Annotated in this window: 13 protein-coding genes, 1 tRNA gene and 2 pseudogenes; 5 read left to right on the forward strand and 11 right to left on the reverse strand. The window is 71.4% G+C overall.

All coding sequences use genetic code 11. The features are described from left to right. Positions 1 to 91 precede the first annotated feature (91 nt). Positions 92 to 622 (reverse strand): hypothetical protein, encoded by a 531-nt coding sequence (locus ACIQMV_RS12405; RefSeq protein WP_402592611.1) that lies wholly within the window; start codon positions 620 to 622, stop codon positions 92 to 94. A gap of 139 nt (positions 623 to 761) precedes the next feature. Here ACIQMV_RS12405 and ACIQMV_RS12410 point away from each other — a divergent pair, with 139 nt between their 5' ends. After that, positions 762 to 1,466: a response regulator transcription factor gene (locus ACIQMV_RS12410; protein ID WP_402592612.1), complete on the forward strand. Its 705-nt coding sequence runs from the start codon at positions 762 to 764 to the stop codon at positions 1,464 to 1,466. Further along, a complete protein-coding gene (locus tag ACIQMV_RS12415; protein ID WP_402592613.1) occupies positions 1,463 to 2,866 on the forward strand; it encodes a sensor histidine kinase in 1,404 nt (467 codons plus the stop codon). The genes ACIQMV_RS12410 and ACIQMV_RS12415 overlap by 4 nt, the downstream gene beginning before the upstream one ends. An 81-nt stretch (positions 2,867 to 2,947) precedes the next feature. On the opposite strand, the gene ACIQMV_RS12420 is transcribed toward ACIQMV_RS12415, so the two are convergent. From ACIQMV_RS12420 to ACIQMV_RS12435, 4 genes are all read right to left on the reverse strand, one after another. After that, positions 2,948 to 4,384: a GH1 family beta-glucosidase gene (locus ACIQMV_RS12420; RefSeq protein ID WP_141360644.1), complete on the reverse strand. Its 1,437-nt coding sequence runs from the start codon at positions 4,382 to 4,384 to the stop codon at positions 2,948 to 2,950. 172 nt (positions 4,385 to 4,556) lie between these two features. Beyond that, positions 4,557 to 5,462, reverse strand: a complete 906-nt coding sequence (locus tag ACIQMV_RS12425; protein WP_365427377.1) for a carbohydrate ABC transporter permease — start codon at positions 5,460 to 5,462, stop codon at positions 4,557 to 4,559. Positions 5,463 to 5,473: 11 nt separating this feature from the next. Continuing rightward, positions 5,474 to 6,484 (reverse strand): sugar ABC transporter permease, encoded by a 1,011-nt coding sequence (locus ACIQMV_RS12430; protein ID WP_365427380.1) that lies wholly within the window; start codon positions 6,482 to 6,484, stop codon positions 5,474 to 5,476. A gap of 5 nt (positions 6,485 to 6,489) precedes the next feature. Continuing rightward, positions 6,490 to 7,857, reverse strand: coding sequence for an ABC transporter substrate-binding protein (locus ACIQMV_RS12435; RefSeq protein WP_402592614.1), 1,368 nt, complete (start codon positions 7,855 to 7,857; stop codon positions 6,490 to 6,492). 369 nt (positions 7,858 to 8,226) lie between these two features. On the opposite strand from ACIQMV_RS12435, the gene ACIQMV_RS12440 reads away from it, so the two are divergent. Further along, the gene (locus tag ACIQMV_RS12440) at positions 8,227 to 9,282 is read left to right on the forward strand and encodes a LacI family DNA-binding transcriptional regulator (RefSeq protein ID WP_401774873.1); all 1,056 of its coding nucleotides are present in this window, start codon (positions 8,227 to 8,229) and stop codon (positions 9,280 to 9,282) included. On the opposite strand, the gene ACIQMV_RS12445 is transcribed toward ACIQMV_RS12440, so the two are convergent. Next, positions 9,251 to 9,715: an ankyrin repeat domain-containing protein gene (locus ACIQMV_RS12445; protein ID WP_402592615.1), complete on the reverse strand. Its 465-nt coding sequence runs from the start codon at positions 9,713 to 9,715 to the stop codon at positions 9,251 to 9,253. The two genes, ACIQMV_RS12440 and ACIQMV_RS12445, sit on opposite strands and share 32 nt — an antisense overlap. A 41-nt stretch (positions 9,716 to 9,756) precedes the next feature. Beyond that, positions 9,757 to 10,280: pseudogene (locus ACIQMV_RS12450) on the reverse strand (CGNR zinc finger domain-containing protein). Between ACIQMV_RS12450 and ACIQMV_RS12455 the strand changes: the two are divergent. Beyond that, positions 10,264 to 10,387: pseudogene (locus ACIQMV_RS12455) on the forward strand (phosphodiesterase); the annotation flags it as partial. The pseudogenes ACIQMV_RS12450 and ACIQMV_RS12455 overlap by 17 nt on opposite strands. Positions 10,388 to 10,481: 94 nt before the next feature. On the opposite strand, the gene ACIQMV_RS12460 reads toward ACIQMV_RS12455, so the two are convergent. The 4 genes from ACIQMV_RS12460 to ACIQMV_RS12475 all read right to left on the reverse strand — a co-directional run bounded on the left by ACIQMV_RS12460 (position 10,482) and on the right by ACIQMV_RS12475 (position 13,393). Further along, positions 10,482 to 10,554 (reverse strand) — tRNA-His (locus ACIQMV_RS12460). Positions 10,555 to 10,665: 111 nt separating this feature from the next. Beyond that, the gene (gene orn, locus ACIQMV_RS12465; protein ID WP_401774882.1) at positions 10,666 to 11,274 is read right to left on the reverse strand and encodes an oligoribonuclease; all 609 of its coding nucleotides are present in this window, start codon (positions 11,272 to 11,274) and stop codon (positions 10,666 to 10,668) included. Between the two features lie 136 nt (positions 11,275 to 11,410). Then, a complete protein-coding gene (locus ACIQMV_RS12470) occupies positions 11,411 to 12,628 on the reverse strand; it encodes a helix-turn-helix domain-containing protein (protein ID WP_402592616.1) in 1,218 nt (405 codons plus the stop codon). A gap of 378 nt (positions 12,629 to 13,006) precedes the next feature. Beyond that, positions 13,007 to 13,393, reverse strand: coding sequence for a hypothetical protein (locus ACIQMV_RS12475; RefSeq protein ID WP_402592617.1), 387 nt, complete (start codon positions 13,391 to 13,393; stop codon positions 13,007 to 13,009). A 374-nt stretch (positions 13,394 to 13,767) separates the two neighbouring features. Here ACIQMV_RS12475 and ACIQMV_RS12480 point away from each other — a divergent pair, with 374 nt between their 5' ends. Next, complete coding sequence (locus ACIQMV_RS12480; RefSeq protein ID WP_141360652.1) at positions 13,768 to 14,295, forward strand: universal stress protein; 528 nt, start codon at positions 13,768 to 13,770, stop codon at positions 14,293 to 14,295. Positions 14,296 to 14,443 lie beyond the last annotated feature (148 nt).

A 14,443-nucleotide genomic window follows, 5' to 3' on the forward strand; every position in this document is an offset into this window, starting at 1 on the left:
CAGGCGTACCGGTGTACCGGTGTACCGGGCTACCGTGCGGGCCGAACCGGGCGTACCGGGCTACCGTGCGGGCCGAACCGGGCGTGCTCCTCTAGTAGTCGCCGATCTCCACGTGCGGCGGCCCGTCGTGCCAGGCGCAGATGACCGACACCCGGTCGGCGTCCGAGGTGAACTCCACGCGGATCCACGTCTCCGTCTTCCACACCTGCATCGACCAGCCCGTGCCCGGAGTCGCCGAGACCAGGTTCGCCGAGAACTGGCCGAGGTCGAAGACCACCCGGCCGCCCTCGGTGTCGTAGCTCTTCACCTGGCCGGAGGTGGTGGGGGAGGGGGCGGGTGCGCTCGCGGGGCGCGTCGGCCGGGAGGGGCTCGGAGTCACCGTCCGCTCGTCGGCCGGCTTGCTCGGACTGGCCGAGGGACTCCTGGACGCGGTCGGCCGAGGGGTGGGCGAGGCGGCCGGTGCCGACTCCTGCCTGGTCGCCTCCACCGCCGTGATGGGCAGGGCGCGCGGCGGATCGTAGGCCGTGCCCGCCATCACCGTGTGGACGCCCCACCATGACAGGGTGGCCGCCGCGCCCGTGGCGAGCGACCAGGCCAGCAGGTGTACGAGTCCTCTGAGCATCGTCGCCATCCTGCCTCACCCGTCCCCATGGTGTCGCGGGAACGCGATCGGGGTGAGGTTGTCCACAAGCGGCCGGGGCTTTCCCGGAGTTGTCCACAGGCCCCCGCCGGGAACGCCCCCATGGCGTACGGTGCGGCGCATGGCACGTGTTCTCGTGGTCGAGGACGACCCGTTCGTACGCTCGGCGCTCATCCGGCACCTGACCGACGCCTCGCACACCGTGCGCAGCGTCGGTACGGCGCTGGAGGCGCTGCGCGAGGTCGCCCACCTCCGCTTCGACGTGGTCGTGCTGGACCTCGGACTGCCCGATCTGGACGGCTCGGAGGCGTTGAAGATGCTGCGCGGCATCACCGACGTGCCCGTCATCATCGCCACCGCCCGGGACGACGAGGCGGAGATCGTCCGGCTGCTCAACGCCGGGGCGGACGACTACCTGACCAAGCCGTTCTCCGTCGAGCACCTGTCCGCGCGCATGGCCGCCGTACTGCGCCGGGCCCGCTCCGCCGCCGGGGAGCACCCGCCGTCCCCCGTGCTCCGGGTCGGCGGCCTGACCGTCGACCCGCTGCGCCGCCAGGCCGAGCTGGACGGGGTGCGGCTGGACCTGACCCGCCGTGAGTTCGACCTGCTCGCCTTCCTGGCCGGGCGGCCGGGAGTGGTCGTGGCGCGCAAGGAGCTGCTGGCCGAGGTGTGGCGGCAGTCCTACGGTGACGACCAGACGATAGACGTCCATCTGTCCTGGCTGCGGCGGAAGTTGGGCGAGACGGCGGCCCGGCCCCGCTATCTGCGCACCCTGCGGGGCGTGGGCGTGAAGCTGGAGCCGCCCGGAGCGGAGCAGCCGCGATGAGATGGGCACTGGTCAAGGTCTGCCTCGCGGTCACCACGATGGTCGTGATCGCCTTCGCCGTTCCGCTCGCCCTGGTCATCAAGGAGATGGCCCGGGACCGCGCCTTCTCCAACGCCGAGCGCCAGGCCGCCGCGGTCGCCCCCGCCCTGTCCATCACCACCGAGCGCGAGCAGTTGGAGCGGGTCGTCGCCTCGGCCGGCTCCAACGCCCGCATGGCCGTGCACGTACCGGCCGTCGACGGCGCGGCGGCCGTCGAGATCGGCCGCGCCCGGGCCACCGGCGAGGACATCGCGACCGTGCGGGCAATGGGCCGCGCCTCCACCGCCGAGGTGCCCGGCGGGTCCACGCTGCTCCAGCCGGTCGCGCTGAGCTCCGGCGCCATCGCCGTCGTCGAGGTCTACGTCCCCGAGTCCGAGGTCCGCAACGGCGTGGGCACGGCCTGGGCGGTGCTCGCCGGTGTGGGCGCCGCGCTCGTCGTCGGCTCGGTCGCCGTCGCCGACCGGCTCGGCGTACGGATGGTGCGGCCCGCGCAGCGGCTGGTCGAGGGCGCGTACGAACTGGGCGAGGGCAGGCTCGGCGCCCGGGTGCCCGAGGAGGGGCCGAACGAACTGCGGCTCGCGGCGGTCGCGTTCAACTCCATGGCCGACCAGGTCGTCCAACTGCTGGCGAACGAACGCGAACTGGCGGCCGACCTGTCCCACCGGCTGCGTACACCGCTGACCGTGCTGCGGCTGAACGCGGCCTCGCTCGGGGCCGGACCCGCCGCCGAGCAGACCCGGACGGCGGTCGCCCAGCTGGAGCGCGAGGTCGACACGATCATCCGCACCGCCCGCGAGGCCAAGCCGCAGACGGCGGCCGCCGGTCCGGGCGCCGGGTGCGACGCGGCTGAAGTGGTCCGGGAGCGGATGGAGTTCTGGTCGGCGCTCGCCGAGGACGAGGGCCGCAAGTGGCGGGTGGCCGGGGCCGAGCGGCCGGTGCGCATACCCGTGGCCCGCGCCGACCTCGCGGCCGCGCTGGACGCCCTGCTCGGCAACGTCTTCCGGCACACCGCCGAGGGCACGGCGTTCGCGGTCGACGTGCACAACGGCGACGACGCGGTGATCGTGCTCGTCTCCGACGCCGGGCCCGGCATACCCGACCCGGAGGCTGCGATGCTGCGCGGGCGCGGATCGGGGAACGACGGCTCCACGGGGCTCGGCCTGGACATCGTGCGCCGGCTCGCGGAGTCCACCGGCGGAGACGTCCGTATCGGCTCGTCCGTGCTCGGCGGCACGGAGGTGCGGATCTGGATCCAGCTCGACCCGCGCTCCCCGGTGCGCTCGGGCCACCGGGGAGCGGTGCGCCGCCGCCGGCCGGGGAGATCCGCCGCGCGCCCCGCCCGTCCCCGGTCCCTTCCCTGAACACCCGCGTCGTGCGCGGCAAAGCGCCCCGGCCGGTTCACCCCCGATCCGGCCGGGGCGCGCTGGGAGCCGGACGGGCCGTCAGGCGGCGTCCGGCGGCGGCAGCTCCCCGGTGCGGGCCGCCCTGCCGTACCAGTGGGCGCTGGACTTCGGGATCCGGGCGAGGGTGCTGTAGTCGACGTAGACCGCACCGAACCGCTTGCCGTACCCGTAGGCCCACTCGAAGTTGTCCATCAGGGACCACAGGTAGTACCCGCGGACGTCGGCGCCGTCCGTGATGGCCCGGCGCACCGCCGCCAGGTGGGAGTGCAGGTAGGCGATGCGCTCCGGGTCGTGCACGCGGCCGTCGGCGTCCACCTTGTCGTCGTAGGCGGCGCCGTTCTCGGTGACGTACAGCGCCACTCCCGGCGCCTCCTGGGAGTAGCGCATGATCAGCTCGTGCAGGCCGCTCGGGTCGATCGTCCAGCCCATCTCGGTGCGGTCGCCCGGCGTCTGGTGGAACGCCACGTCGTCCGCGCCGGGCCACGGCGAGTGCGCGCTCGCCCCGTGACCGTCGGCCCGCGGGCCCTCCAGCGTCGTGTCCGCCGCCGACACCAAGGCCGGCGTGTAGTAGTTGAGGCCGAGCGCGTCCAGCGGCTGGTGGGCGGTCTGCAGATCGCCGTCCAGGACGTAGGACCAGTCCGTGATCGACGAGGTGGCCTCCAGCAGCGTGGCCGGGTACGCCCCGTGCAGCATCGGGCCGTGGAAGACCCCGTTGGCCAGGTCGTCGATCTTCCGGGCCGCCGCCAGGTCCGCCGGGTCCTGCGAGACGGTGCGGACCACCGAGGAGTTGAGGCTGACCGCGACCGAGTTGCGGGCCGGCATCACCGACCGCAGCGCCTGCGCGCCCAGGCCGTGCGCCAGGTTCAGGTGGTGGGCCGCGCGCAGTGTGGCCGCGGGCTCGGTGCGGCCCGGCGCGTGCACCCCGGAGCCGTAGCCCAGGAAGGCGGTGCACCACGGCTCGTTGAGGGTGATCCACTGCTCCACCCGGTCGCCGAGCGCCTCACCGACGATCTGCGCGTACTCCGCGAAGCGCAGCGCGGTCTCGCGCTCCGGCCAGCCGCCGGCGTCCTCCAGTTCCTGCGGCAGGTCCCAGTGGTAGAGGGTGACCGCCGGCTTGATCCCGCGTTCCAGCAGTTCGTCCACGAGACGGCGGTAGAAGTCCAGGCCCACCTGGACGGCGGGGCCCCGGCCGGTCGGCTGCACGCGCGGCCAGGAGACGGAGAAGCGGTAGGCGTTCAGGCCCAGGTCCGCCATCAGGGCCACGTCATCGCGGTAGCGGTGGTAGTGGTCGACAGCGATGTCACCGGTTTCGTCACCGGCGGTCTTGCCTGGGGTATGGCTGAAGGTGTCCCAGATGGAGGGCGTACGGCCGTCCTCCCGCACCGCCCCCTCGATCTGGTACGCGGAGGTCGCGGCGCCCCAGAGGAAGGCGGGCGGAAAGGTCACCGGGGTCACCGGCTGTGCGGACTCAGGCATGGAAGCGCTCCCATAGATGGTCGTGAAAGACCGACGGTTCGAAAGGGGAGGTGGACAGGGGTCGACGTGGACAGAGGGACGAGGGGCCGGGACCACGGTGACCCGGCCCCCGGAAAGGCGGGGGTGTGCGCGGCGGCCGGGCCGTCGCGCGCGCGAGGACGGGCCGCGGGCGTCAGCCCTTGACCGCGCCCTGCATGATGCCGCCCACGATCTGCTTGCCGAAGATCGCGAAGACCAGCAGCAGCGGCAGCGTGCCGAGCAGCGCGCCCGCCATGATCAGGGACTGGTCGGGGGTGTAGCCGCGGCCCAGACCCGCGAGGGCGACCTGCACGGTCGGGTTGCCGGTCTGGGTCAGCACCAGGAAGGGCCACAGGAAGTCGTTCCAGGTCTGCACGAACATCAGCATCCCCAGCACGGCCATCGCGGGACGCGCCGCCGGGAACACCACGTGCCACACCACGCGCCAGCTGCTCGCGCCGTCCACCCGGGCGGCCTCGATGATCTCGTCCGGCAGCGCCTGGAGCAGGTACTGCCGCATGAAGAACACACCGAACGCGCTGACCAGCGACGGCAGGATCACCGCTTGCAACTGGTCGGTCCAGTCCAGCTTGGCCACCATCATGTACAGCGGGATGATGCTGAGCTGAGGCGGCACCATCATCGTGCCGATCACGATCAGCATCAGCGCGCCCCGGCCCCTGAAGCGCAGCTTGGCGAAGGCGAAGCCGGCGATCGTGGACAGGAACACGACCGTCGCCGCGGAGATACCCGCCACGATCGTGGTGTTGACGAACGCCTTGCCCAGGTTGGCGTCCGTCCAGGCGACCTGGAGGTTGTGCATCAGGTTCGAGCCGAACCAGAAGGGCGGCGGGGTCTGCGCCAGCCGGTTGTTGTTCCGGGACGCGGCGATCGCCGTCCACACCAGCGGGAACAGCGATCCGATGGTGAACAGTGCCAGGATCACGTACGCGATCGGGCCGGCGTGCAGCTGCCCGCCCGCGCGGGCGGCCTTGGGCCGGCGCGTCCGGCGGGGCCCGGCGGTCGGCGTCTCGGGTTCGGTCAGGGTCGTCGTCGTCACGGCCGGTCTCCTTAACTACTGGCGCGCAGCCGGCGCGAGATGACGTAGTTGACCACGCCGATCACGATCAGGATCAGGAACATCGTCCAGGCGATCGCGGAGGCCCGGCCCAGGTGCTGGTTCACCCAGCCCTGCTCGTACAGGTACAGGCCCAGCGTCTGGAACTGGTGCTCGGCACCGCCGGAGGCGCCCTTGTTGGCGTCGAACAGCAGCGGCTCGCCGAAGACCTGGCTGGCGCCGATGGTCGAGACCACGGCGGTGAAGAGGATGGTCGGACGCAGCTGCGGCAGGGTGACGTGGAAGAACTGCCGGAACCGGTTGGCACCGTCCAGGGCCGCCGACTCGTACAGGTCGTTCGGGATGGCCTGCATCGCCGCGAGGTAGATCAGCGCGTTGTAGCCCGTCCAGCGCCAGATGATGATCGTCGAGACGGCTATCTGGGAGGGCCACTTGTCGTTCTGCCAGTCGACGTGGTCGAAGCCGACCGAGTGCAGCACCCAGTTGATCATGCCGTAGTCGCGCCCGAAGAGCAGCACGAAGACCAGGGAGGCGGCGGCGATCGAGGTCGCGTACGGCGCCAGCATCGCGACCCGGTAGAAGGTCGAGGCGCGCAGCCGGTAGTTCAGGATGTGCGCCAGACCCATCGCCATCAGCAACTGCGGGACCGTGGAGATGATGCCGATGGTCAGGGTGTTCCGTGCCGCGTTCCAGAAGAAGTCGTCGTCGAAGATCCGGGTGTAGTTGCGCAGCCCCGCCCACTCCATGTCGGTCGGCGCCGTCAACTCCACGGTGTGCAGCGAGGCCCACGCCGTGTAGAGCAGCGGGAACAGCCCGAAGGCGACGAACAGGAGGAAGAACGGCGAGACGAACGCGTACGGGCTCCACCGCATGTCCCGCTGCCAGCGGCGGGACAGCCGCGCCCGGCGCCGGTGCTCCGCGTCGGCGGTGTCGGTCCCCGCCGGGCGGCCCGGGGCCGCGCCCCCCTCCTCGGGGGGCGCGGCGGTGTCGTGCCGGGTGGCCATACCGGTCACTTCTCCAAGTTGTTGTCGATGGTCTTCGTGGCCGTCGTCCACGCGTCGGCGGGCGACTTGCCCTTCGTCACAAGGAAGACGCCGTTGTCCGTCAGACCCTGCTGGATGATCTGGTCCTTCGGGCCGATCACCTGGACCGGGATGGACTTGGCGGCCTCGGCGAAGATCTTGCCGATGGGCGCGTCACCGGTCATCTCGTTCTTCGCGCCGGTGACCGACGACATCTCGTAGGCGGCCGGCGCGCTCGGGAAGCTGCCCTGGACGGCGAACAGCTTCGCCTGCTGCTCGGGAGCCGTCAGCCAGGCGATGAACTCCGTCGCCTCCTTCACGTGCTTGCCACTCTTGGGCACGGCCAGGAAGGAACCGCCCCAGTTACCGCCCTTCGGCGGCACGGCCACGTCCCACTTGCCGGCCGCGTCCGACTTCGACTTGCCCTTGATGTAGCCGAGCATCCACGGCGGGCAGGCCATGGTGGCGAACTTGTTGTTCGCAATCGTCTGGTCCCAGGTCGGCTGGAACTGCGTCTGCGACTGGAGCAGCCCCTCCTGGGCGGCCTTGGCGGTCAGGTCGAAGGCGGCCTTGACGGCGGGGTTCGTCTTGTAGATGACGTTGCCGGAGGAGTCGTAGAACTTCTCCTCCTCACTGCTGAGGATCGCGTTGATCAGACCGCCGGGGGAGTCCATGAAGTAGGTGCCCTTGGGCGCCTTCTTCTTGAACGTCTCGCCCGTGGCGACGAACTTGTTCCAGTCACCCGCCCACAGCTTGGCGACCGCCTCGCGGTCGGTGGGCAGACCGGCCTGCTGGAAGAGGTCCTTGCGGTAGCAGAGCGCCATCGGGCCGATGTCCGTGCCGAGGCCGATGGTCTGGTCGTCCTTCGTGGTGGCCTGCTGCCACTTCCATTCCAGCCAGTTGCTCTTGTCCACGCCCGAGGCCTTGGAGAGGTCCTCGAACTTGCTCGCCTGGGTGGCGACGACCTCGGCGATGTTGCCGACTTCGACGGCCTGGACGTCCATCAGGCCGCTGCTGGTGGTGAGGTGGTTGACGAGCGCCGGGTAGTAGTTCTCATTGCGCTCGGTGACGTTTTCCTGAATCTTGATGTCGGGGTGCAGCTTCTCGTACTCGGTGTAGAGGCCGGCCTCCTTGAAGCCCATCGTGCCGAAGAGGCCCATCGTGATCGTGACCTTGGCACCACCGCCGTCGCCACCGCCGGTCGACGAGCCGGACGTGTCTCCGCTGTCGCTGGAGCAGCCGGCCAGCAGCCCGGCGCCCAGCGACGCGGCTGCCGCCAGGACCACCGCCTTGCGGGCGATGGGGGTCCCCCCACTCGAACGAAGTCGAGAATGGGGGAGCAAACGTGCTCGCATTGCGTCCTCCTGTTGCCCTGACGTGCCGACCCCCCGGCCAACTGCATGTTGGGCCCGTTTTGTACTCGCTGCGGCTCGGGCGGGGAACGTGCGGGTTGTGTATGTGTCAGGTACTGTGGGAGCGCTCCCACCAGTGATGTGTTGAAGAGTCGCGGGTTCGAGCGGGGGTGTCAAGGGTGTGAGCGAGGACAAATGCGTTCGGTTATCGGCCTGTTAACTAACGCGGGAGGGGTGAGGTCCTCGACCCGGGTATGCGGAGTCGTCGCGTCCCCCGGGGTCCGCCGCGGCGGCCCCCGGGCACGGCGTCCGCGCTCGGGAGACTGTTACATTCCAGGCCAAGGCGGTTTCGACGGCGGAAGGGCGGAGCCAATGACAGGCCACGGAGCGCGGGGCCGGAGCGGCGGTCGGCCGACCCTCGAAGAGGTCGCCGCGCGGGCCGGCGTCGGCCGCGGCACCGTCTCGCGGGTGATCAACGGCTCGCCCCGGGTCAGCGACGCCACCCGGGCCGCAGTCGAGGCGGCGGTGGCCGAACTCGGCTACGTCCCCAACACGGCCGCCCGCGCCCTTGCCGCCAACCGCACCGACGCGATCGCCCTCGTCGTGCCCGAGCCGGAGACCCGCTTCTTCGCCGAGCCGTACTTCTCGGACATGCTGCGGGGTGTCGGCGCCGGACTGTCGGACACGGAGATGCAGTTGCTGCTGATCTTCGCCGGCAGCGACCAGAAGCGGCAGCGGCTGGCCCAGTACCTGGCCGCGCACCGGGTGGACGGCGTGCTGCTGGTCTCGGTGCATGCCGACGACCCGCTGCCGGACATGCTGGCCCAGCTGGAGATCCCGGCCGTGATCAGCGGTCCGCGGTCGGCGGGCGAGACCCTGACCTCGGTGGACTCCGACAACTACGGAGGCGCCCGCTCCGCCGTGGAGCACCTGATGGCCCGCGGCTGCCGCACCGTCGCCCACATCACCGGCCACATGGACGTCTACGGCGCCCAGCGCCGCGTCGACGGCTACCGCGACGCCCTGCGGGACGCGGGCCTGGAGGTGGACGAACTCCTCGTGGCCCAGGGAGACTTCACCGAGGGCGGCGGCCGCCGCGCGATGACGCGCCTGCTGGAGCACCGCCCCGACCTGGACGCCGTCTTCGCTGCCTCCGACGTCACGGCGGCCGGCGCCCGCCAGGTGCTGCGCGAGGCGGGCCGCCGCATCCCCGACGACGTGGCCCTGGTCGGCTACGACGACTCCGCCATCGCCCGCCACATGGATCCGCCCCTGACCAGCGTCCGCCAGCCCATCGAGGAGATGGGCCGCGCGATGATCGACCTCCTGCTGAACGAGATCGCCGACCGCCGCCCGGCGGTGTCCCGGGGGCTGGAGCGGCGGCAGCTCGTACTGCCTACGGAGCTGATGGTGCGGGCGTCGTCGTAGCGGGCCTCGGACCGCCGGGCCGGGTGGCTCCCGCCGCGACGAGAAGGGCGACGGTCTCGGCATGGGAATCGGCGACCGCCCACTCCAGGGGAGAGCGGCCCGTGCCGTGATCCTCACGGAGATTCGGATCGGCTTTGTGCGCCAGGAGCGTGCGCACCGTCTCGGTGTGCCCCCAGCAAGCGGCCGCGCACAGGGGCGTGCCTTCCGCTCCGCGCCCGCTCTCGGTGTCCGGCCGGGCCCCGGTCGCGAGAAGCAGTCGGACCATCTCGGCGTCCCCCTGTACGGACGCCGCGTAGAGCGGGGTGGTGCCCTCCCTGTCCGCTCGCTCCGGATCGGCACCGGCCCGCAGCAGCGCCTCCGCGCGGGCGGTGTCGCCCAGCATGGCCGCCGAGACGAGGTGCCCGGAGAGCTTCTTGCGCTGCCGTCGGTTCATGGCTGCCGAGGTTACCGTCGCGGCGCGCGGTTCCGGGCCGGTCAGGAGGAAGCGGAACCACCGTCGGTCCCCATGCGCTGACGCCTGTAGTGGCGAGCGGCTCGGGCGCGGTTTCCGCACGACGGCTTGCACCACTCCTGCCGCCCGTGGCCCTGGACGAAGTAACGCACGCAGCGGGGCGCGGTGCAGGCGCGCAGACGCTCCCGCTGCGGCCCGCTCAGGAAGTCGATGGCGGCACGAGCGAGGGTCGCGACAAGCCGGACCTTCGGATCGCTCTCCGTGGAGAAGATCCGGGCTACGGGGGTTCCTTCGCGAGGCCAGTCGAGCCGCGGGCGACCGGTTCACGGGCGGCGACCGCGTTGAGGTGGGCCAATGCCTGGTCGGCCGGGCATCAGCCGACGGGCATCCGCCGGACTGGGGGGGCGGGGCTGACCGCGCGGGCGAACAGGGCTCGCGTCGCCCGCCGCAGTTCGACGATCTGGAGCCTGAGGTCCTCGTCCGTCGCGATGTCCTCGACCGGGACACGGCCGGTCAGCAGATCGCCCTGCGCCTGGACACTGCGCATGCCCTGGGAGGGCGACTCCCCGGCGGATCGGGACCAGCCGCCCGGCCTCGCCTTCCCCGTCCCTCGGCGACGACCGGCGCCTGACCACCCACTACCGCATCGTTCTCCGACGCTCACGTCCGGCCGAGCGGCCCCTGACACAGCGGAACATGCAAGAGGCCGGTGATCTGGATTATCCAGGTCACCGGCCTCTTGGTGAAGGGTGAGTGACGGGACTCGAACCCGCGGCATCCTGGACCACAACCAGGTGCTCTACCAGCTGAGCTACACCCACCATGACCGGTCCGAGGGATTCTGCGGTTTCCCCGACCGGCCGAGAAGAAGTCTACAGGGTCGGAAGGGGTGCTCGCGCACAGGTTTCGCGGCGCCCCTTCGCGGGGCCCCGCTATGCCTGCTGAGCAGGCAGGACGTGCTTCGCCGCGATCGTCTTGGCGGTGTCGGAGTCGGGACCGGGCTGCGGGACGAAGACGGCCTCGCGGTAGTAGCGCAACTCCGCGATGGACTCGCGGATGTCGGCCAGGGCGCGGTGGTTGCCGTTCTTCTCCGGGCTGTTGAAGTACGCCCGCGGGTACCAGCGCCGGGCCAGCTCCTTGATCGAGGACACGTCCACGATCCGGTAGTGCAGATAGCCCTCCAGCGTCGGCATGTCGCGCAGCAGGAAGCCGCGGTCGGTGCCGACCGAGTTTCCGCACAGCGGGGCCTTGCCGGGCTCCTTGACGTACTCCCGTACGTAGGCCAGGACCTGCTCCTCGGCGTCCTTGAGCGTCGTGCCGCCGGCCAGCTCGGTGAGCAGGCCGGACGCGGTGTGCATCTCACGCACCACCTCCGGCATCGTCTCCAGCGCCGAGTCCGGCGGCCGGATGACGATGTCGACTCCCTCGCCGAGTACGTTCAGCTCGGAGTCGGTGACGAGGGCGGCCACCTCGATGAGCGCGTCGTCGGACAGCGAGAGGCCGGTCATCTCGCAGTCGATCCACACCATGCGATCGTTCATGTGTCTCACCTTACGGCGCCCCGCCGCGACCCGGACCGGCCGTGCGGTGCCCTTGTCGGGCAACGGCCGGCGCGGACCCGCGCCCGGACGGCCGGGCGGACGGGACCAGGAGGCCCGTCCACCCGGCCGCCGGGGGTCAGGAGCCGCCGCGCTGGCCCGGAACGCTCGCCGACAGGGCCGCCGTGCGGCGCGCCTGGTGGGGCACCTGGCCGTCCGGGTGGAAGGAGGACAGCGGCGACGCGGGCCCGACCGGGGCCGCCGCGGAGTGCGGTCCCGGGCCGCCCGGCATGCCGGCCGTCCCCGACACGAGGTCGCCGTCTCCTGGGCGCTCGTGCTGTGGCCGCCGCGCCCGGTAGGCCGCCCGGTACGCCGCCGGGGACGAGCCCAGCTGCCGCCGGAAGTGGCCGCGCAGTGCCACGGGGGAGCGGAAGCCGCAGCGGCCCGCCACCTCGTCGACCGAGTAGTCGGACGTCTCCAGCAGCCGCTGCGCCTGGAGCACCCGCTGGGTGATCAGCCACTGCAACGGCGCGCTGCCGGTCAGGGAGCGGAAGCGGCGGTCGAACGTACGCCGGCTCATGTACGCCCGCGCCGCCAGCGTCTCCACGTCGAACTGCTCGTGGAGGTGCTCCAGCGCCCAGGCGACGACCTCGGCGAGCGGGTCGGCGCCGATCTCCTCCGGTAAAGAGCGGTCCAGGTAGCGTTCCTGGCCTCCGCTCCGGCGAGGCGGGACCACCAGTCGCCGGGCCAGCGCGCCCGCCGCCTCGTTGCCGTGGTCCGAGCGCACGATGTGCAGGCACAGGTCGATCCCGGCCGCCGTACCCGCCGACGTCAGCACGTCGCCGTCGTCGACGAACAGCTCTCTGGGATCCACGTGCACCGACGGATAGCGCTTGGCCAGCGTCGGCGCGTACATCCAGTGCGTGGTCGCCGGCCGGCCGTCCAGCAGCCCGGCCGCGGCGAGTACGAACGCCCCGGTGCACAGGCCCACGATGCGGGCCCCCTCCTCGTGCGCCCGGCGCAGCGCGTCGAGCGCCTCCTCCGGCGGCGGCGAGGTGATCGAGCGCCAGGCAGGCACGACGACCGTGCCCGCCCGTGAGATCGCCTCCAGGCCGTGCGGTGTGGTGAGTTCCAGGCCCCCTGTGGTCCGCAGCGGGCCTTCCTCGCCGCCGCACACCAGCAGTCGGTAGCGCGGTACGCCGGCGTCCTGGCGGTCAACCCCGAACACCGACAACGGTATGGAACTCTCGAAGATGGGGCCGCCGCTGAACAGCAGCACCGCGACGATCTCCTTGCGGCGTCGCCCGGACAGCTTCCGGGCCGCGGTTTCCGGCGCGGCAGTGGAGTCGTGGCTCATACTGCTAAGCCCCCCTCGGTGGTCGCGGCTCCTCGGTTGTGTCGCTCCTGCACGTTTCCCCTCGGTCCTGCACGAGTCCCCCGCCGTAAGACAGTCAAGATCGAATCTACTGCGTCCCGCCGTGCCGTGTTGACCAGTTCGTCACCCGGCACATTGTCGACATGGCAACTTGGCGTGAAGCATTCGATCACGAAGCGTTGCACTCGGGGAGCGTGCAGGGAAGTGCGCCTCGTCGTGGTGGCCAATCCCCGTAGGGTGCGCGGTCCTGCGGAGACCCTTTCCGTGCAGGTCGAACGGGGGGTGAGGGGTACTTCGGCCGGGGAATGCACGGATACGAGAAGTTGGCTGAAAAGCTACGGCCGCGTGCGCAAAAACCGGTCAGCCGACCGGTGCCGTTCCGTCCGGGTGCCCGCCGCCCTGGTGCGCCCCGTTCCCCGTTCCGTGGTGGCGGTCCTGGTACGGGGCGCGCTCCTCGGCGTGCAGCCGGGCCGCCACGCGCTCGGAGTGGCGCAGCAGTGCCCGGCAGGCCCCGGTGACGGCCCCGAGGCCCAGGGCGGTGCCGGCGGCACCGGTGAACGAGGTGCCGTACCAGAGCAGGACCACGGGGACGAGTGCGCAGCTGAAGACGGCCCAGCGCACCATCTCGTCCACGGCGCCGCCCTCCCCGCCGGCCGCGGCGCGCCGACCGCTGTTCTGTGTGATGCCCGGTGCGGTGTCCTGTGCGGGGAACGGGTGTCGGTCGGGGAGGGTGCGGGGTCCGGACAACGGCGTGCTCCCTACGGCGGCGGTTCTCCGGGATCAACGCGTGTTCGATCGGTCGGTCACTGTGCGGTACCGCGCGGGTCCCACGCGGCCGTACGGCACCCCGCCCGACCCCCCGGCGGCGCCCCGCCGTTACCGTGATCCCGCCCGTCCCGGAAGGTGAATCCCGTACAAACCGCCTGTACGGGGCACCAACCATTGCCTTGCGGGCGTGGCTCGTGCATGCTCCGGTGAACCGCCACGGAGAGTGCGCGGGATCTGGGCTAAGGAGGCGTGCCGCCGTACCCTTGGGGGTATGGGGACGGGAAGACCATTCCCGGACACAGCTTCGCCGCAGACTGTCGTCCCCGACAAAGGATCACATCGCCGAGACAGCCATGGCCGGTCACGAATTCTTCGAACCCGCGGACCGCAAGCGACCGCTCGCCGACCCCACGGCGGCCGATCCCCTGGCGGCGGAAGAGTCACGCCATCCCTGCGATCCGGCGTTCAAGCACGGCGTCGTCGTCGGCTTCGACGGATCCACCTCCAGCGAGCGCGCCCTTGCCTACGCGATCGGCATGGCGCTGCGCACCCACTCGGGGCTGATCATCGTGCATGTCGCCAACCGGCTGCCCACCACGGTGTGGGCGGGCTGCGAGCCCCCCGTCTTCGTGGACGTGCCGGACCACCGCACCGAGGTCCTCGGCCTCGAACTCGCCTGCGCGGAGTACCTGGCGGAGGTGCCCTGGATCCTCGTCGAGCGCGGCGGCGACATCTGCCACGAACTCGAAGAGGTGGGCAAGGAGTACGAGGCGGACGCGATCGTCGTCGGCTCCACGCACGGGCTCGTGGGGCGCCTGTTCGGCTCGGTCGCGGGCCGGCTCGCCAAGCGCGCGCAGCGGCCGGTCGTCGTCATCCCCTAGGGCCTTTCGTTTGGATCATGCCGGGCTCGCGGGGTCTGGCACCGCTCCCCCAAGCTCTTCGAGCAGGGGGTACCCCCAGCCGCGTTGTCGTCGGGGGGCACGGCGACGCCCCACCGAACCCCAACCCCACACCCAAGACCGCCCCCCC

Origin of the sequence: Streptomyces sp. NPDC091412 (genome assembly GCF_044756885.1) — a bacterium.
Lineage (GTDB): Bacteria > Actinomycetota > Actinomycetes > Streptomycetales > Streptomycetaceae > Streptomyces.

What these genes read in the sequence shown, in the direction of transcription:
- ACIQMV_RS12430 (WP_365427380.1), bottom strand. Translation starts at nt 6,484, where the DNA reads ATGGCCACCCGGCACGACACCGCCGCGCCCCCCGAGGAGGGGGGCGCG.
- ACIQMV_RS12420 (WP_141360644.1), bottom strand. Translation starts at nt 4,384, where the DNA reads ATGCCTGAGTCCGCACAGCCGGTGACCCCGGTGACCTTTCCGCCCGCC.
- ACIQMV_RS12445 (WP_402592615.1), bottom strand. Translation starts at nt 9,715, where the DNA reads ATGAACCGACGGCAGCGCAAGAAGCTCTCCGGGCACCTCGTCTCGGCG.
- ACIQMV_RS12470 (WP_402592616.1), bottom strand. Translation starts at nt 12,628, where the DNA reads ATGAGCCACGACTCCACTGCCGCGCCGGAAACCGCGGCCCGGAAGCTG.
- orn (WP_401774882.1), bottom strand. Translation starts at nt 11,274, where the DNA reads ATGAACGATCGCATGGTGTGGATCGACTGCGAGATGACCGGCCTCTCG.
- ACIQMV_RS12435 (WP_402592614.1), bottom strand. Translation starts at nt 7,857, where the DNA reads ATGCGAGCACGTTTGCTCCCCCATTCTCGACTTCGTTCGAGTGGGGGG.
- ACIQMV_RS12415 (WP_402592613.1), top strand. Translation starts at nt 1,463, where the DNA reads ATGAGATGGGCACTGGTCAAGGTCTGCCTCGCGGTCACCACGATGGTC.
- ACIQMV_RS12440 (WP_401774873.1), top strand. Translation starts at nt 8,227, where the DNA reads ATGACAGGCCACGGAGCGCGGGGCCGGAGCGGCGGTCGGCCGACCCTC.
- ACIQMV_RS12480 (WP_141360652.1), top strand. Translation starts at nt 13,768, where the DNA reads ATGGCCGGTCACGAATTCTTCGAACCCGCGGACCGCAAGCGACCGCTC.
- ACIQMV_RS12410 (WP_402592612.1), top strand. Translation starts at nt 762, where the DNA reads ATGGCACGTGTTCTCGTGGTCGAGGACGACCCGTTCGTACGCTCGGCG.
- ACIQMV_RS12405 (WP_402592611.1), bottom strand. Translation starts at nt 622, where the DNA reads ATGCTCAGAGGACTCGTACACCTGCTGGCCTGGTCGCTCGCCACGGGC.